The following is a 17,763-nucleotide window of genomic DNA, read 5'->3' on the forward strand; positions in this document are numbered from 1 at the left end:
TAAGATGGCGAATTTATTTCACATAAGGAGTGAAGTTCAATGAATTTACTAGAAATTTGTCCATTAGATGAGGCGTTAGTGGAAGCTTTACAGAATGAAGAAAAAAGAGTTCGTTTTTATGAGATATTACAGAAATCAAATTTGTACGTTGTTGCTTCTGTAGAGGGAGATACAACTGTAGATGAAGAAGGGAATTTGATTTCAACTGATAATACACAATTGCAAATTCATTATTTTGAAATGGAAGAAGGATTAATGTTACCACTGTATTCTGATTTGAAACATTTAGAAATGGTTATTCCAGAAGAATGTCCATATGTCTCTATGAATGCAGTTGAATTATTAAAGACGATAGATTTAGAGGCAAATGTAATATTAAATCCAGGAACAAAATTTCAAAAATTATTTGTAAAGGAAGAAATTGAAGCGATTTGTGATAATAGTATTTTTGATGTTTTTTCTAAAGGGGATAAGTAAAAATTGATGCAGTTCTATTTCTTTTTGGTATAAAATAGAGGAAGGTGGGAGAAGGTTTGGAAATTAAGGTCAAACCTGAACAACTCGAACAAATTGCCAAAAACATATCAGAGATGCAAACACACAGCCAGAACATACAACAAAATCTCACTCAATCTATGTTTAGTATTCAATTGCAATGGCAAGGAGCAACGAGTCAGCATTTTTATGGGGAATATATGAGATCAATGAGACTCATGGAATCTTACATACGTAACTTACAAGTTACAGAAAAAGAATTACGGCGTATCGCTCAAAAGTTTCGTCAAGCAGATGAAGAATATCAAAAGAAACAAAATGAAAAATTGAAAGAAGCCCATAAAAAAGAAAAGAAACATGAAAAATCATGGTGGGAAAAGGGAATAGAAGGAGCAGCTGAATTCATCGGAGTAAATGATGCAATTCGTGCAGTTACCGGTAAAGACCCTATTACAGGAAAAGAATTATCATCAAAAGAAAGACTCATCGCCGCAGGATGGACGCTCCTAAACTTTGTTCCTGTTGGAAAAGTGGCAAGTCTTGCTGGAAAAGGAATAAAGTATGTCGCTTCTAGCTTTGGGAAGACGATTGTAAAAGCAGGAAAAAAACTAGGCGAAGGCGTAACAATGGTAGCTGGAAAAGCTGGAAAAGCAGCTGTCGATGGCATAAAAACAGCCAGCCACAAAGTAAAAGAGGGTGTAAACTTTGTAGCCTCCACAGCAAAAGGATTTGCCGACAAAATCGGAAGCCTATGGAACAAAGGTGCCACAACCGTAAAAACAACTTTCTTGCAGGGGAATGAAAAGATCCAGCACGCAGTAAAAACATTAATGGAGTACAAATGGATCCCAGGTGTAGGGAAAGCCTATGTCATGCCTGGAGTAGGAAGGGTCTCAGAGGGGGGACAGTATTCTCTGAAAGAGGCTTATCAGTATATGGAGAGTAAGGTTGTTAAGGGTACGGGTAATACTCCTAAGATAACTGAAATAAAAGAGGGGGATCTTGGGAAACAAATTATTAAAGGGAAAAATGGAAGGAAAGAACTTGCGCCAAACGTACGTTATATTACTGAGGATGGTTATAAATATACAACAGATGAGCTTGGTAGAATAGTAGATGTTGAGGCAGAAGAATTAATACTTCAAAAAGGAAAAAGAAATACAGGAATGCAGGTAGCAGCAGGACGAGAAAATAGGTTGCCTGATGATGATGATGGTGGTCACTTGATAGGGACACAATTCCATGGATCCGGTGACATTGATAATTTAGTCGCTCAAAATAAACAGATTAATCGGTCAGGTGGAGAATGGTATAACATGGAGAAAGAATGGGCTAATGCTTTAAGTGAAATTCCGCCGAAAAAAGTATCTGTAAAGATTGAACCAGTTTATCAAGGGACTTCACTAAGACCAAATTATTTTGAGATAGTTTATGAAATAGAAGGAAAAGGAATATTTGAGAAAACGATTAGAAATCGCGCAGGGGGTTGATTAAAGTGGAAAAAGAAATGAATAAGTTGTATAGAGAAATAGCCGAAACAGTTAATGAAATGATTCCAGAAGAATGGGAGAAATTTTATTTTTATGCTCAGATATCGGAAACTGGAGGGGGAACTTACTTTTTTTATAATACACCTGAAAATAGACAATGCTTTAATTACAGTGTGAAAATCCCATTTAACTATGCTATTGATAAAGAAGAATTTAAAAAAAATAAAAGAAAGCTGTTTGAATTGAGCGATGAATTAAGAAATGTTTTTAAAGATAATGAGCAGGAACTTTGGTATTCTTTTACAATGTCTCTTGAAAGTAGTGGGAAATTTAAGATGCATTACGATTATACAAATTGGTTCGATACAGAATATAGTTTTAGTGACCAAATGATTATATGGAAAAATAAATATTTAGGTGAAGTACCAAATGATGAAAATTATAAAACATTAATTGATAAGTATCATAGTGAATTTCCGAATAATCCTATTTAACTAATTAAAAGACAGAAAAAATAATAGGGTGTTTGAAAACATATACTCCATGATGGTTGTACCATCATGGAGTACTGTGTGCAATGATAGAATAGAAAATGAAGTACGAGCTTAGGCGAGAAGACATTTTACTGTGCGACGAATATAAAGACATGGAATGGACATTAAATTAACGAACTCGTACAAACTCGTAAGTTTTAACATAGTAGTTGTCACGACATATAAAAGGTGTCATACTGTTACTATAAAACTTACAAATTTATGCTACTTAAAAACATATGAACTTAAAGCACTTGATTGTCAATTAAAGGCAACAAGTGCTTTTTTCGTCTCAGTATAAAAATGATATATAATAAAGATAAAGTTAATATTAGATTGAGATTATAAAAAGTGAAAAATAGGTACTAAAAAGCAGCTGTCGATGGCATAAAAACAGCCAGCCACAAAGTAAAAGAGGGTGTAAACTTTGTAGCCTCCACAGCAAAAGGATTTGCCGACAAAATCGGAAGCCTATGGAACAAAGGTGCCACAACCGTAAAAACAACTTTCTTGCAGGGGAATGAAAAGATCCAGCACGCAGTAAAAACATTACTGGAATACAAATGGATCCCAGGCGAGGGAAAAGGCTTCGCCATGGCTGGAGTAGGAAAGGTCTCAGGAGGAGGACAGTATTCTCTGAAAGAGGCTTATCAGTATATGGAAAGTAAGGTTGTTAAGGGTACGGGTGAAGGGCCTGTAAAAGTAAACTATGGAGAACAATATGCTAGGGAAAAACGTAAAAAGATATTAAAGCCAAATGTTGAGTATACAAGTAAAGAAGGATATACATATACAACAGATAGTCAAGGACGTGTTGCAAGTTGCGAGGGTAGCCTTCAATTAGGTGATGGTAAGCGGAATAACTACGCTCAGAGAGTGGTAGGTGGGAATGACCGTTTGGATGATGATGACGGCGGACATTTAATTGCAACTATATTTAAAGGCTCTGGTAATATGGATAATTTAGTTCCAATGAATAGTAACTTAAACAGAGGAGAATGGAAAAAACTAGAGAATGAATGGGCTAATGCTCTTAATGATGGTGATAAAGTTAGGGTGAAAATAACGCCGAATTATAGCGGGAATTCAAAACGTCCAGACAGTTTTGTTATTAGATATAAAATTGGTGATGAAGATAGATGGAGATTGAAGAATTTTGATAATGTACCAGGAGGAAAATTAGATGAATGATGAAAAATTAAGCAAGTTATACAATGAAATAGCAGAGGTTGTAATTGATACAATTCCAGAGAAGTGGTTTAAGGTTTATCTGTATGGTGAGGTTGGGGAAGGTGCTCAAGAGTCATATTTTTATTACTACCCTGAAGAGAATAGTACTCCTATTTACAGTCATAGTATTTTTGAACTCTTTAATGTCCCAGAAGAAGAATATTTTAAGAAGTGGCATCGTTTGTTAGATTGTATTAAGAGAATGAAGAAAGAGTTTATTGATAATGATCAAGAAGCTTGGACAAATTTCACTATGATTTTTGATAATACAGGAAAGTTTAATATTGACTTTAATTATGATGACCTTTCAGATGAAAATTCCCACGAGAGAATGATTATTTGGGAATATGAACATCTTGGTCTTATGCCTAAAAGTAATTCAGGGAAAAAATACTTAGAAAAGCATCTTAAAAATCTTGAAGATACAAAAAATTGAGTGCAATACCATATATGATAAAAGCTTGTAGTGGTTTAACGTAAACATGCATAAGCATATATGAGAAGTGGGTAGAAAAAGAAATGGCTATTTTGAAGAATAAACTCCATGATGGTTGTACCATCATGGAGTACTATGTGCAATGATAGAGTAGAAAAAGAGGTACGAGCTTTGGTGAGATGACATTTTATTGGGTGCTTAATATAAACACATGGAATATATATTAAACTAACGAACTCGTACTAACTTGTAAGTTTTAACGTAGTAGTTGTTACCACATATAAAAGGTTGTCATACTGTTACTACAAAATATAAGCTAAAAGCAATTGCTTGTTGTGTACAGGAAACTCTAAATCGTACAAGTATTGTCCCGTAATAGAGAAATAAAAGTGGATAAAAAGTAAAGGAATAAATCCGTTGCGCTATTTCATAGTGCAACGGATTTTTTAGTGCGCAAAATTCAGCACTTTCTCATCAGATTTTAATGTAAGCTTAATTGTGCTCTCTTTTTTCACCTTTAATATAAGCCGTAGATACGAAAGATATATAAGGTGAAGGGAGAAATAATACATGCGTATTTTAGTTGTACCATCAGGATTTAAAGAAAGTTTAGGGGCGAAGGAAGCTGCTAATGTAATGAAAGAAGGGATTTTAAAAGTTATGCCACTTGCTACTGTAGAGACTTTACCAATGGTTGATGGTGGGGAAGGTTTTACAGAGACAATTATAAATATTACTGGTGGAAAAATGTATAAAGTACAAGTAATGGGACCTGTTGGAGATGAGATACAATCTTATTTTGGTGTTTTTGAAACGAGAAATGGTGAGCGTACAGCTGTTATTGAAATGGCTGCGGCAGCTGGGCTACGCCTTGTACCGAGAGATTTACGGGATCCAAGAAAAACGACTACTCATGGTGTTGGACAGTTAATAGAATTAGCTTTAAACAAAGGAGTAGATCGTATATTAATAGGATGTGGTGATTCAGGTACGTCTGATGGAGGTGCTGGTATGGCTGAAGCGTTAGGCGTAAAGTTTTTAAATGAAGATGAAAAGGAAATACAAATTCAAGGTGGCACCTCTTTATTACAAGTTTCAAAAATAGATACGTCACAAGTAGATCCTAGATTAAGACATGTCCAAATCGATGTTGCTTGTAATTGGTTTAATCAATTATGCGGTGAGCATGGAGTAGCTAGAGTGTTCGGTCCGCAAAAAGGTGCTAATGAAGCACAAGTAATAGAACTAGAAAAAGCATTGGAGCGCTATGCTTCTATTATAAAAAAAGATATAGGTATAGATGTACATCATACACCAGGAAGTGGTGCATCTGGCGGTCTTGGTGCTGGACTGCAAGCTTTAATTGGGGCAACGCTTCATCCGAGATACGATATTATTATGAAGTATATGGATTTAAATAAACTATTGCTAAAGTGTGATCTTGTATTTACAGCGGAAGGAAGTATAGATTTTCAAACACCACGAGGGAAAATTCCGGCTGAGGTGGCTAAATGTGCAAAAAGATATGGATTACCAGTAATAGCGTTAGTAGGGACAGTCGGTAAAGGAGCCCGTATTAATTACGATTACGGAATTGATGCATATACAAGCATATTACCAATGCCATCTTCATTAGAAAATGCATTTTCTAATGCGGAGAAATGGCTTCGTGATTGTACAGAGAGTACGATGCGTACAGTTTTAGTTGGTTATCAAATCGCTTCTCGTTTGAATAAAAGTGGGTACGTATCATGATTGAAAAAAATGTAGTGGAATTACATGTGAATAATAATGATACTCCGAAAGTTAAGTCATCCTGGGTTCTGCCCGTAACACTTATAGTAATTGTAGAAATAGTTCTTTTGCTTCCATCATCATTAACGATGGAAGCAAAATGGAGTTTGTTTGGATTTTGCTCTGCAATTATATTATGGACAACAACAACGATAAATTCGGCCTATATTGCACTAGGTTCTGTATTATTTCTAATTATTTCAGGAACAGCAAAGCAAGATCTTTTATTTGATTCGCTAGCTTCGGATGTGATTTGGCTTATGATCGGTTCGTTTATTTTAGGAAGATCACTTCAGATTACCGGTCTAGCTGAAAAAATGACGTACTTTGTTGTGAATCGTGCTCGTAATATATCAGGATTATGCTGGATTTTAACAATGATTATTCAAATACTTGCCTTCTTTATTCCATCTACATCGGGACGCGCAGCGGTTGTATTACCTGTTTTTCAAGCTATATCTAAAGAAATTGGAAGTAGAAGAATTACGAAAGCATTAGCAATTTTAATGCCTACTGTTATTTTAGTTTCAACAAGTTCTACGATTATTGGGGCAGGCTCACATTTAATCGCCCTAGATATGTTAAAGGAATTTAATAATAAAAACATTACATTTGTAGAGTGGTTAATATGGGGATTACCATTTGGAATCATGATGAGCTTTATAAGTTGTCGCGTAATATTAATATTATTTTTAGACAAAGAGGAAGTAAAAACGAAACTGCAACAGAAAAAGGTTAAGTTTGAATTATCGCGAAATGAAAAGTATACAATAAGTATTTTATTAACGATGGTAGCATTTTGGCTAACGGAATGGTTACACGGTTTGGAAATTGCAACCGTAACTATAATAGGGGTATTTTTATTAACTTTACCAAAACTCGGCGTAATGCAGTGGAAAGAAAGTTTAAAAGGTGTCTCGTGGAACTTAATTTTATTTGTTGGAGCAGCAATTGCATTAGGGAAATCATTAATGGAAAGTGGTGCAGCGCAATGGATTATGCAGAAGTTATTTTCTATAACAAAATTTATTGATGGTCAATCAATTTTCATTGTGCTACTAGTAATTGTTATTCTTTCCGTAACATCACATTTATATATTACATCTCACACTACGAGAGCGGTAATTTTTATTCCGCCACTACTATACTTTGCAAGTAGTCTACAATTAAATGAAGTAGCTGTCTTATTTTTAGGTATTGTTGGAATGAATTATTGTTTAACCTTTCCGGTCAGTTCTAAAGCACTACTATTATTTCAAGAAAGTGATAGAGAAACTTTTCAACCACAAGATTTATTAAAATTAAGTAGTTATTTAAGCGTTATTTATATATTTGTAATGGTTATATTTTACTATGCATATTGGCAATGGGTTGGATTGTCTCTTTAAAAATCAGGAATATATTTCATTCCTGATTTTTTTCATTAAGGAGAAAATATATTGGGTATTTTTTCTTTTGAAGGAAAGTATTACTTGTTATACTAAAATGGTGCAAATATATATTATAGGAGGCTTTTATGGGAGAAAAGATTTTAATCGTTGAGGATGAAGAAAAAATTGCTCGTGTCGTGCAGTTAGAATTAGAATTTGAAGGATATGAAAGTGAAATTGCAAAAACAGGTACAGAGGCAATGGAAAAGTTCGGCAATGGTAACTGGGATTTAATATTACTTGATGTAATGCTTCCAAATATAAGTGGATTAGAAGTTCTTCGAAGAATACGTTTGAAAAATGCTGTAATACCTATTATTTTATTAACTGCTCGTGACTCAGTTGTTGATAAAGTGAGTGGCTTAGATCAAGGGGCAAGTGATTATATTACAAAGCCATTTCAAATCGAAGAACTTTTAGCGAGAATTAGAGCATGTTTAAGAATTTCAAACGTAATAAAAGAAGAGGAGCATAGTAGTTATCAAGTTGCTGATTTATATTTAGACGAGAAAACACGTGAGGTGAAAAGAGGGAATAATCTAGTCGACTTAACACCACGTGAATTTGATTTATTACACTTTCTAATGAAACATGAAAATCAAGTGTTAAATCGAGAACAAATCGTAACGAATGTTTGGGGATTTGATTATTATGGTGATACAAATGTAGTCGATGTATATATTCGATATTTACGTAAAAAAGTAGATTGTAATATAGACGTACCGCTTATTCACACTGTTAGAGGTGTTGGTTATGTCTTAAAGGTGTAATATATGAAAATTAAAAATAAAATATATTTATTTTCTACAGTATGGTTACTACTTATTTTGTTACTTATTAATAGTTCTATATATTTTTTGTTTTATAAAGTGACTACGAACGGAGAGTTAGAACGTTTAAAACGTGAGGCAGTACATATTATAGAAGGAATGAATGCAGAATCAGCAAAAGAAATAGACGCAGTAAATCTGTTGCAACCGTACTTACCATCAAACGGTATGATTAGAGTTATTAATGAAAATTCAAAGGTAATGATTAGACAAGAAGTAGATAGTACAAAACCAATCCCAGCAGTAAATACGAAATTTGAAAGAAGAGAATCGGCGGGAATTTATGAGAAGAATGGAGGGAAATTTGCTTATATAAAAATACCAATCATTTGGCATGATGGAAAAATCGTTTCGTTAGAAATGACAGAACGTTTAGATAGTTTGCAAGAGAATTTGAATATGTTAAAAAATGTATTAGTTATTGCATCACTTTTCGTTTTAATTCCGTCTTTTTTTGCGGGAAGAATGTTAAGTAAACTCATTTTAAAACCTGTAAATTCTTTAATACAAACAATGGAGCATATACAGGATAGAGGGATATTCAAAAAAATACCGCTTGAGAAAAAATCAAAAGATGAATTGCACAAAATGGGAACGACATTTAATAAAATGATCGATTTATTACATCAGAACTTTGAAAAGCAGCAACAGTTCATTTCAGATGCTTCGCATGAATTAAGAACACCGTTAACAGTTATTGAAAGTTATGCAAAATTATTAAAAAGATGGGGAATGAAAAAACAAGATGTTTTGGAAGAATCTGTAGAAGCGATTTATTCTGAGGCAGTAAGAATGAAAGGTATGACGAATCAAATGTTGCTTCTTGCAAACAGCAGTGCTGAGTGGAATTTGGAGACTAACGAATCAGATTTGGTCCGATTATGTAAGATGACTGCGGAACAACTAGAAAAAACATATAATCGGGATTTTCGTGTTATTACAGAGGAAGAAAAGATTGTTGTAAATATTGACGAACAAAAAATAAAACAAGTATTAGTAGTTTTATTAGATAATGCAATGAAATACAGTAAAGATTCTATAGATATTATAGTAGGAATACAAAAAGAAAAAGTCTATTTTTCTATTCAAGATTACGGTTTTGGAATTCCTAAGGAAGATATACAGAAAGTGTTTGATCGCTTTTTTCGAGTTGATAAAGCGAGGAGTAGGGAAACAGGCGGTACTGGTTTAGGTTTATCGATTGCGAAACAAATTATTGATGCTCATGAAGGTGATATACAACTGGAAAGTGAAGAGGGAAAATGGACGAAAGTTACAGTGTATTTGCCTTTTTTTTATAAAGAGATGGGAGCTTGAAAATGAAAAAGAAATGGAAGGTTGCATTGTTACTTTGTTTTGTGCTTGCTAGTGTAGCTTTTGTATCACAACGTATCATTTCTAAGCAAGGAGACACAATATTATCTGAAAAACAAATTCAAAATATTGTGTCGGAACAATATCCTGGAAAAATTAAAAGCATGAAATTAGTAAATAAAGGGGAGCTAGATTTTTACAAGGTAAATCTATCAAATGAACAAGGCTCATATGAAATAATAGTAGATGCTCAAAATGGAGAGATAAAACGCGCTAAAGAAATATCATTAAAAAGTAATACAATAACGAAAGAGAAAGCGGAAGAAATGGCGCTACAGAAAGTACAAGGTGAAATTAAACTTACTATATTAGAAAAGAGAAATGAGATAGAAGTGTTTGTAATTACGGTAGAAACAAATGATAAGCAAAGTAAGGTAGTTGAGATTGAAAAAACAACTGGTCAAATTCAATTGTTAGAGAAGCCGATGACAAAAATTACAGAAGAGCAGGCAAAAGAAATTGCAGTGCAGCAAGTGCCAGGGAATGTAAAGAGAATTAGACTTGAGCAAAAAAATGAAAAGAATATATATGTAATAGAAATAGAGAAAAGTGCAAATGAGAATGTGATAGTAGAAATTGAAGAAAATACAGGCGCTTTTATTGGTACTTCACAAATACAAAAAGTTATACCAGAAGAGCAGGCGAAAGAAGTTGCGTTACAAAAAGTACCAGGTGGATTTATAGAGAAGGTAAGTGTAGTTGATATAAATGGTACGTCTACCTACCAAATTATTATAAAAAAACAGACAGAAACGGTCGATGTAAGGATACATACGATAACAGGTGAAGTCATTTCTACTACATCGGTAAATAGCGCTATTCAGCAAAAGGAGTCATCACAACAACAAGATGAAGATGATCAAGAAGAAGGCAATGATGATCAAGAAGATGATGACGAAGGGTAATCACAACAATAAACGGATTCTCATCAAATTTTAATGTTTCTCACAGTTTTCTTTCATTTTAACATTTTAGTATGTAAGTAAGAAAGAAATGAAGAGGAGGAACATGAAATGAAATTATGGATTGGAATTGTAATGGTGCTTTTAATTGCTGGAGGGACAGCATATGATGTAAATGCAATGGAACATGAAGAAACGGGATTTGAAGAGACAAAAGAAAAAAGTTATAAAAGTAAAGAGTTTAGTCCGGAAACTGCTAAACAAATTGCAGTTGAAAAGGTAAATGGAGTTGTAGAGGAAATTGATGTAGAACGTATGGACGATAATGGTGTATATGAAATAGAGGTAGAAACAAATGTAGGTGAGGAAGAAATATATATTAATAAGAAAAACGGGAATATCATAGCGGAAAAGGAATTTGAATTAATAAAAAATGAAGATGATGATGACCAAGATGAAGACGATATGGATCATGATGATCTAGATGATTAATAACACTGCTTTATTGTACAAAGTTACAATGGAACATTCTTTTCGACAAAAAAATTAATATATAGCTTGACAGTTACAAATATAACCGATATACTTCATATTAATTTCAAAAGAAAATATATTCTAAATATTAAAATGTGTTGAATAGGAGTAGTAAGGTCGTATATTTGTACAGAGAGCTATGGGTTGGTGTGACATAGTCAAATGACATCCTGAACTCGCCTAGGAGCAGTAAGGTGGAACGGAATCACATTCTTAGTAAATCTTAACGGTTAACCTTCGATATTAGGTTTGTAATCAAACGATTACTACTAAGGTGGATTCATAATGGAATCAATAAGGGTGGTACCGCGTTAAGTAAATGGCTTAGCGTCTCTTTATATAGAGACGTTGAGCCATTTTTTTATTTTATGGAAATAGAAATGGAGGGTTTATTTGAATTGGTCTATATAATTTAATTATTTATATAAATAAATTTAATTAGGAGGAAAATAAGATGAAACAGACAGAGCAATGGACTTCGAAATTAGGTTTTATAATGGCTGCAGCCGGATCGGCAATTGGACTTGGCGCAATATGGAAGTTTCCTTATATCGCTGGCAAGAGCGGGGGAGGAGCATTCTTTTTAATTTTTATATTATTTACAGTATTAATTGGACTACCACTACTTATAGCTGAATTTATGATTGGACGCAGTACACAGAAACAAGCAATTGGCGCATTTAAAAGTATTGCACCAAATACAGGGTGGCACTGGATTGGACGCCTTGGCGTCGGAACGTGTTTTATACTACTTTCGTTTTATAGTGTTGTAGGTGGATGGGTGTTAATTTATTTATTCAGAGGAGTAACGGGACAACTTATTACTCCAGGACAAAATTACGGTTCATTATTTACTGAAACAATTGGAAATCCCGTTTGGGCAATTATGGGACATTTCGCTTTTATGTTCATTACGATTTGGGTTGTATCAAAAGGTATACAAAACGGAATTGAAAAAGCAAGTAAATATATGTTGCCAGCGTTGTTCGTTTTATTTGTCGCTCTTATTGTTCGCTCATTAACACTTGATAATGCAATGGAAGGTGTGAAGTTTTTCTTACAACCAGACTTCTCAAAGATTACTTCAGAAAGTATTTTGTTCGCAATGGGGCAATCTTTCTTTGCGATTAGTATCGGGATATCGATTATGGTCACGTATAGTTCCTATTTAAATAAAAAAGAAAGTTTACCAAAATCAGCAATAACAATTGTTGGATTGAATTTATTTGTTTCATTATTTGCAGGACTCGCAATTTTTCCGGCCGTGTTTTCATTAGGAATGGAGCCAACAGAAGGGCCGGGATTACTATTTATCGTATTACCATCAGTATTTAGTCAAATTCCATTTGGTGGGGTTTTCTTAACAGTATTCCTTGCACTATTTACATTTGCGACATTAACATCGGCATTTTCACTATTAGAGACAGTTGTTTCAGCATTAGCAAATGGCGAACAAGAAAGAAGAACAAAGTTATCATGGATGATCGGTTTCAGCATTTTCTTAGTAGGTATACCATCAGCGTTATCATTTGGAGTATGGAGTGATATTACGATTTTCGGAAAGAATATTTTTGATGCAGTAGACTTCTTATCTAGTAATATATTAATGCCACTTGGTGCACTATTTATTAGTATTTTCGTTTCATTTAAAATGGAAAAGAAGGTATTAGAAGCAGAGTTTTTTGTAGGTGGTAATTATGGAAAGAAAGTATTTACTTGTTGGGCGTTTTTACTTCGATTTGTAGCACCGCTCGCAATCATTATCGTCTTTTTAAATGTAATAGGGATTATTTAACAGTAGGTGTTATAATATTCAGTAAAAAAAGAAGGTGATGATCATAAAGGCGAATTTGATAGAAGCAGGGAAATACATGCATATTAGAGGCAAAAAGCTATACGTTGAAACACATGGAAATCCTAAAAATAAGCCAGTTTTATACTTGCATGGTGGACCAGGGGAAAGTTGCTATGATTTTTCATTTCATCAAGCGGAACGTTTAAAAGATTCTTTATATGTAATTATGATAGATCAAAAAGGTGTTTGTCGCTCAGAAAAAATTACTGAAGACGAAGCTTTTGGATTAAATGATTTGATTGAAGACTGTGAGGAATTAAAAAAAGTATTACAAATTGAGAAGTGGTCTGTAATTGGACATTCTTTCGGTGGATATTTAGCATTGTTATATGCATCGATATATCCAAGTTCAATAGAGAAAATAATATTTGAAGGACCAACTTTCGATTTCGCATTAACAAGTAGGGCTTTGTTACAAAAGGCAGGGCATTTATTAAAAAAGTATAGAAAAGAAGAAGTAGCAAAAGAGTGCTTTGCTTATTCATCTAGCAATGCTTGTTCAGAAGAGTTGTTAGAATCTTATATAAGATTAAGTGATGAATTAGAAGAAAAAAGAATGGAACTTTACAATTATAAGGAAGATGTGACAGACGAGAGTTTATATAGTGATGAAGAGTGGGAAGAATTTTCAAATCGCTCCAAGATTCATTTTGATAGATTAAAATTAGAAGGAGCATTTCATACTTCATTATTACGAAAAATAAAAGATGTACAAAGTCCAATGCTATTAATAGTAGGAAAACATGATGTAGTAACGTGTGAAAAACAAATTGAAATATTTAATAAAGATGCCCGAAACGGCAAGTATATCGTATTTGAAGAGAGCGGTCATTCACCTCATTATGAGGAAGCAGATAGATTTGCAGAAACAGTCATACATTTTTTGAAATGAAGAAAAGGGTGCTTCTCTAAATAAGAAGCATCCTTTCTAAATTTCTGGATATGTGATTGTAATGCTAGGCCACTTACTTTGCCAATTCTTTTTTATAACTCTGTTTTTGTACATATGTAATCGTTCTTTTGATTCAAGAAAATGAGCTGTTGGTCTCACTTGTAAGGAAAGAACATCTTCAATACCGCACGGAGCTGTTAATATAACATTGTTTTTTTCGTCTAATGTAACCCCTAAAGCCGTTGCTGTTTCAGGAAATTTAGAAATAGCATCAACAGAAGAAGAGTACGGTAGCATATTATTCACTACATGCATACGAGCTTGATTTTTTACTGACCAAGGTATAGAGGCATCAAAATTTATTAGTTTCTTTTCTAATAATTGTTCGTATATCTCATCTTTACGAAAAGGGTCAAAATAAATGACATCAACGTCTGGTGTAGTTGTTCTTATTTCGTAGTTATGTAAAGTATCCCAAATTTTAGAACGAACAAACCCGGCACAAATCCACCAATCAGGTAGCTCAAGTGATTTTGCTAATTGTAATACGTTCATCATCCATTCGTCGTTTTCTATCAAGCGAATGATATGTTGCTCTGTTTGGATATTCATTGATATATTCACCTTTCTAGTAAATTAATGTATTAGTTCAATAATCCATAAAATCCAGTAAGCACCTGGTACAAATAGTAGTTGTGCTAATAATGTACCGAAAAGTCTAGAAATCATTAGCCAACCGTACATTTTACTCATAGACTCAGCACCATTCTCTGATTGTAAAGCACGTTCAGTTAAAAGAGCGATGCGTGGATCGAGTAGTACGGTTAATAAAATTGTAGCAAAACCATTTACAAGACCAGAAGCTGTACTTGCGTTTGTTGCATAATCTGGATTTAGAAATGAAGCGTAAAGAGCAGAAAGAACACCAGCTGTATAAATAGCAGTAGCAAACATATTAATAAGCATAATACGTTTTGGAATACCACCAATGCGTAGTCTATGAATCATTTCTAACTTTGGAAACCGTACATATTTTTTTGTGTACTTTAACTTTTGAATGTTATTCGTCTTCATCATTCGAATGAATGAACCATCTGTTTCAAAATTTTGAATGACGTATCCAAATAGTTTTGTCAAAGTTGGATACAGTATAATTGCAAGTAATGTACCGATAGAAGCAGATAATAGAACGAGACGTATAATATGCTCTAAATCAATCGAAGAATCTAGTTTTGCTTCATCGACAATACCACCGATTAAAAAGGCTTGTAGTAAGTTAGATGTTCTAGAAATAAGCAGTACCATTCCTACGACGGATAAGGCAACGGCAATCTTTTTTAAACGTACACCAGCTAATCGAATACTATAAGAGCTAGTTTCAACCGCATGGATAATAATTGTGAAAGCCATTATAAAAATTAACGTAATTGACATTTGTTTCACCAGTTTCTATTAAAATAATTGTAACTTTTTCACTTTACCATATGTATCTTTTTTTGTAACTGAAAGTATGTGACATAGGAAAAGTAATTTTTCAGAAAAAAAGATAATGATAGTATTATAATAAAAGAGGTAATAGGAAAAGCTGTTATAGGTTACTTATAAAGTAAAATGAGTGGGGGATTGAAACGTGTACACAACATATTTATTTGATTTAGATGGAACATTGACGGATCCGAAAGAAGGGATTGTCAATTCAGTATTGTATGCATTAAAAAAGGTTGGCATTGAAGAATTACATATAAGCGAGTTAGATTCATTTATTGGTCCACCCATCCAGCAATCATTTGTAGAGAGATATAATATGAATGAAGGAGAAGTTGAACGAGCTGTTTTTTATTTCAGAGAATATTTAAAGCAACGTGGATTGTTGGAGAATAATGTTTACGAGGGTATTCCAAATCTTTTAAAACAATTAAAAGATACTGGAAATCGTTTATTTATAGCAACTTCAAAGCCTACTATATTTGCTGAACAAGTTATAGAGCATTTTCAACTAACAAATTATTTCGAAGGTATCATTGGAAGTAATTTAGATGGTACAAGAATAAAAAAAGAAGAAATCATTGCTCATATTTTACAAACAAATGAAGAACTTAATAAAGAAGAAATTGTTATGATTGGAGATAGAAAGCACGATATAATCGGCGCGAATCATAATGAAATTGCATCGATCGGCGTTTTATATGGCTATGGTAGTGAAACGGAATTGACTGAAGTTGGTGCGACTCATATCGTAAATGATGTAAAAGAACTACATCATTTTTGTTTAGAAAATAGTTTGATAAAGAAGTAAATATAGAGACTAATAATCCCTTTATAACGTATGATGATGAAATCGTTTTTTGTTTAAAGGGATTTTTCATATGTAATCGAATACTTATAATTAGACATTTTTAGCATGAAAAATTTGTATGAATAAGAGGAGGGATGTCAGAATCAAAAGATTAGTAGTAGAAGTTTATCAATAAAAGTTTGAATCTTCTGTCAAAGGAGGGGTATAATTGGAGCTAGTTATTATATTATTAGCACTTAGTTTACTTATGTTTGTAGCTTATAGAGGCTTTTCTGTTATTTTATTTGCACCGATTTTTGCTTTATTTGCGGTATTTTTGACAGAGCCTAGTTTTGTATTACCTTTCTTTTCGAATATTTTTATGGAGAAAATGGTAGGTTTTATTAAACTATATTTTCCTGTATTTTTACTTGGAGCAATATTTGGGAAAGTAGTAGAAATGTCAGGAATTGCGGACTCAATTGCAAAGACAATTATAGAGTTAGTTGGTGAAAAACGTACGATATTAGCAATTGTATTAATGGGGGCTATTTTAACATATAGCGGTGTTAGTGTGTATGTAGTAGTGTTTGCTGTATATCCATTCGCAGCAAAGCTGTTTCGACAAGCGAATATTCCAAAACGTTTAATCCCTGGAACGATTGTTCTTGGAGCAGTCACGTTTACGATGGATGCGCTACCTGGATCACCACAAATTCAAAACGTAATACCTACAACTTTTTTCAAAACGGACATTTATGCTGCACCGATACTTGGAATTGTAGGAGCAATTTTTGTTCTTACATTAGGTTTACTATATTTAGAGAGTAGACGTAAGAAGGCAAAGGCAGCAGGAGAAGGATATTTTGGTTTTAACGATAGTAATACTGAAATGGCAGCTTCTTTACAAGTAAAACAAAAAGATATGCCGTTACTGAAAAGCCTTGAAATTACAAGAGCACAGCAAGTAATTGCTTTTATACCACTTATTTTAGTAGGTGTAATGAATAAAGTTTTTACTATTATGATACCGAAGTGGTATCCGAATGGTTTTGATTTTTCTACAATTGGTATGAAAGCATTTGGAAAAGTAGAATTAAGTGCAGTAGTTGGAATTTGGTCGGTAGAATTGGCACTTATAATAGGTATTGTAACAACGTTATTATTATATTGGAAACGAGTCGTAACAGGATTTCAAGCTGGATTGAATACAAGTATTGGTGGAGCGCTACTTGCAACGATGAATACAGGAGCTGAGTTTGGTTTCGGTGGTGTCATCGCCGCACTTCCAGGTTTTGCGATTATGAGAGATGGCATCTCTGCCACATTCACAAATCCTCTCGTGAATGGAGCAGTCACGACGAATATTTTAGCCGGTATTACAGGCTCTGCATCAGGAGGAATGGGAATCGTTTTAAGTGCAATGGGAGATAAGTTTATTGCAGCGGCTCATCAATTTGATATTCCATTAGAAGTAATGCATCGTATCGTATCAATGGCATCAGGCGGAATGGATACACTACCACATAACGGGGCTATTATTACTATTCTTACAGTAACCGGATTAACTCATAAACAGTCATATAAAGATATTTTTGCAATTACAGTTTTGAAAACGTTTGCTGTATTTTTAGTTATCGCGTTCTATACTTTAACAGGGATTTATTAAATAGATATTTTATAGACGAAAACA

17 protein-coding genes and 1 other annotated feature are annotated in these 17,763 nt (G+C 33.5%); of the genes, 15 read left to right on the plus strand and 2 right to left on the minus strand.

The genetic code is table 11. From position 1 onward, the window contains the following. Positions 1 to 39: 39 nt before the first annotated feature. From ACTFSI_RS15200 to ACTFSI_RS15260, 13 genes are all read left to right on the plus strand, one after another. Positions 40 to 477: an SseB family protein gene (locus ACTFSI_RS15200; RefSeq protein WP_001050356.1), complete on the plus strand. Its 438-nt coding sequence runs from the start codon at positions 40 to 42 to the stop codon at positions 475 to 477. Between the two features lie 56 nt (positions 478 to 533). Continuing rightward, positions 534 to 1,985, plus strand: coding sequence for a WXG100 family type VII secretion target (locus ACTFSI_RS15205; protein ID WP_440045458.1), 1,452 nt, complete (start codon positions 534 to 536; stop codon positions 1,983 to 1,985). A 5-nt stretch (positions 1,986 to 1,990) separates the two neighbouring features. Next, positions 1,991 to 2,479 carry an antitoxin YezG family protein gene (locus ACTFSI_RS15210; RefSeq protein WP_000410096.1) on the plus strand — a complete coding sequence of 163 codons (489 nt, stop codon included), beginning with the start codon at positions 1,991 to 1,993 and terminating at the stop codon, positions 2,477 to 2,479. A gap of 549 nt (positions 2,480 to 3,028) precedes the next feature. Next, on the plus strand, positions 3,029 to 3,709 hold the full coding sequence (locus ACTFSI_RS15215) for a DNA/RNA non-specific endonuclease (RefSeq protein ID WP_244294691.1): 681 nt from the start codon (positions 3,029 to 3,031) through the stop codon (positions 3,707 to 3,709). Beyond that, positions 3,702 to 4,184 (plus strand): antitoxin YezG family protein, encoded by a 483-nt coding sequence (locus ACTFSI_RS15220; RefSeq protein ID WP_000997350.1) that lies wholly within the window; start codon positions 3,702 to 3,704, stop codon positions 4,182 to 4,184. Before ACTFSI_RS15215 ends, ACTFSI_RS15220 begins: the two co-directional genes overlap by 8 nt. Positions 4,185 to 4,754: 570 nt before the next feature. Beyond that, positions 4,755 to 5,939 (plus strand): glycerate kinase family protein, encoded by a 1,185-nt coding sequence (locus ACTFSI_RS15225; protein ID WP_074565300.1) that lies wholly within the window; start codon positions 4,755 to 4,757, stop codon positions 5,937 to 5,939. After that, a complete protein-coding gene (locus tag ACTFSI_RS15230; protein WP_074565299.1) occupies positions 5,936 to 7,366 on the plus strand; it encodes an SLC13 family permease in 1,431 nt (476 codons plus the stop codon). The genes ACTFSI_RS15225 and ACTFSI_RS15230 overlap by 4 nt, the downstream gene beginning before the upstream one ends. Positions 7,367 to 7,494: 128 nt before the next feature. Continuing rightward, entirely contained in the window at positions 7,495 to 8,178 is a 684-nt protein-coding gene (locus tag ACTFSI_RS15235; RefSeq protein ID WP_138322080.1) for a response regulator transcription factor, read from the plus strand. 3 nt (positions 8,179 to 8,181) lie between these two features. Next, entirely contained in the window at positions 8,182 to 9,555 is a 1,374-nt protein-coding gene (locus ACTFSI_RS15240; protein ID WP_074565297.1) for a sensor histidine kinase, read from the plus strand. A 2-nt stretch (positions 9,556 to 9,557) separates the two neighbouring features. Next, complete coding sequence (locus tag ACTFSI_RS15245; protein WP_074565296.1) at positions 9,558 to 10,517, plus strand: PepSY domain-containing protein; 960 nt, start codon at positions 9,558 to 9,560, stop codon at positions 10,515 to 10,517. A gap of 108 nt (positions 10,518 to 10,625) precedes the next feature. Beyond that, on the plus strand, positions 10,626 to 11,006 hold the full coding sequence (locus ACTFSI_RS15250) for a PepSY domain-containing protein (protein ID WP_074565295.1): 381 nt from the start codon (positions 10,626 to 10,628) through the stop codon (positions 11,004 to 11,006). 131 nt (positions 11,007 to 11,137) lie between these two features. Next, positions 11,138 to 11,386, plus strand: a binding site (T-box leader). Positions 11,387 to 11,502: 116 nt separating this feature from the next. Continuing rightward, positions 11,503 to 12,843 carry a sodium-dependent transporter gene (locus ACTFSI_RS15255; protein ID WP_074565294.1) on the plus strand — a complete coding sequence of 447 codons (1,341 nt, stop codon included), beginning with the start codon at positions 11,503 to 11,505 and terminating at the stop codon, positions 12,841 to 12,843. A 37-nt stretch (positions 12,844 to 12,880) separates the two neighbouring features. Next, complete coding sequence (locus ACTFSI_RS15260; protein ID WP_074565293.1) at positions 12,881 to 13,795, plus strand: alpha/beta fold hydrolase; 915 nt, start codon at positions 12,881 to 12,883, stop codon at positions 13,793 to 13,795. A gap of 36 nt (positions 13,796 to 13,831) precedes the next feature. Here the strand turns inward: ACTFSI_RS15260 and ACTFSI_RS15265 are convergent, their stop codons facing one another. Then, a complete protein-coding gene (locus ACTFSI_RS15265) occupies positions 13,832 to 14,407 on the minus strand; it encodes a nucleotidyltransferase family protein (RefSeq protein WP_074565292.1) in 576 nt (191 codons plus the stop codon). A gap of 24 nt (positions 14,408 to 14,431) precedes the next feature. Next, positions 14,432 to 15,229 (minus strand): lipid II flippase Amj family protein, encoded by a 798-nt coding sequence (locus ACTFSI_RS15270; RefSeq protein WP_000028910.1) that lies wholly within the window; start codon positions 15,227 to 15,229, stop codon positions 14,432 to 14,434. 196 nt (positions 15,230 to 15,425) lie between these two features. Here ACTFSI_RS15270 and ACTFSI_RS15275 point away from each other — a divergent pair, with 196 nt between their 5' ends. Then, positions 15,426 to 16,091, plus strand: coding sequence for an HAD family hydrolase (locus ACTFSI_RS15275; RefSeq protein WP_000288829.1), 666 nt, complete (start codon positions 15,426 to 15,428; stop codon positions 16,089 to 16,091). A gap of 208 nt (positions 16,092 to 16,299) precedes the next feature. After that, the gene (locus ACTFSI_RS15280; protein WP_071708775.1) at positions 16,300 to 17,739 is read left to right on the plus strand and encodes a GntP family permease; all 1,440 of its coding nucleotides are present in this window, start codon (positions 16,300 to 16,302) and stop codon (positions 17,737 to 17,739) included. The last annotated feature ends 24 nt before the right edge of the window (positions 17,740 to 17,763 follow it).

It is taken from the genome of Bacillus cereus group sp. MYBK101-2 (assembly GCF_051918845.1).
Taxonomy (GTDB): domain Bacteria; phylum Bacillota; class Bacilli; order Bacillales; family Bacillaceae_G; genus Bacillus_A; species Bacillus_A paranthracis.

Excerpts from the sequence above, each read along its gene's own strand:
- ACTFSI_RS15200 (WP_001050356.1), top strand. The coding sequence starts at position 40 with ATGAATTTACTAGAAATTTGTCCATTAGATGAGGCGTTAGTGGAAGCT.
- ACTFSI_RS15220 (WP_000997350.1), top strand. The coding sequence starts at position 3,702 with ATGAATGATGAAAAATTAAGCAAGTTATACAATGAAATAGCAGAGGTT.
- ACTFSI_RS15225 (WP_074565300.1), top strand. The coding sequence starts at position 4,755 with ATGCGTATTTTAGTTGTACCATCAGGATTTAAAGAAAGTTTAGGGGCG.
- ACTFSI_RS15230 (WP_074565299.1), top strand. The coding sequence starts at position 5,936 with ATGATTGAAAAAAATGTAGTGGAATTACATGTGAATAATAATGATACT.
- ACTFSI_RS15235 (WP_138322080.1), top strand. The coding sequence starts at position 7,495 with ATGGGAGAAAAGATTTTAATCGTTGAGGATGAAGAAAAAATTGCTCGT.
- ACTFSI_RS15240 (WP_074565297.1), top strand. The coding sequence starts at position 8,182 with ATGAAAATTAAAAATAAAATATATTTATTTTCTACAGTATGGTTACTA.
- ACTFSI_RS15245 (WP_074565296.1), top strand. The coding sequence starts at position 9,558 with ATGAAAAAGAAATGGAAGGTTGCATTGTTACTTTGTTTTGTGCTTGCT.
- ACTFSI_RS15250 (WP_074565295.1), top strand. The coding sequence starts at position 10,626 with ATGAAATTATGGATTGGAATTGTAATGGTGCTTTTAATTGCTGGAGGG.
- ACTFSI_RS15255 (WP_074565294.1), top strand. The coding sequence starts at position 11,503 with ATGAAACAGACAGAGCAATGGACTTCGAAATTAGGTTTTATAATGGCT.
- ACTFSI_RS15260 (WP_074565293.1), top strand. The coding sequence starts at position 12,881 with ATGATCATAAAGGCGAATTTGATAGAAGCAGGGAAATACATGCATATT.
- ACTFSI_RS15265 (WP_074565292.1), bottom strand. The coding sequence starts at position 14,407 with ATGAATATCCAAACAGAGCAACATATCATTCGCTTGATAGAAAACGAC.
- ACTFSI_RS15270 (WP_000028910.1), bottom strand. The coding sequence starts at position 15,229 with ATGTCAATTACGTTAATTTTTATAATGGCTTTCACAATTATTATCCAT.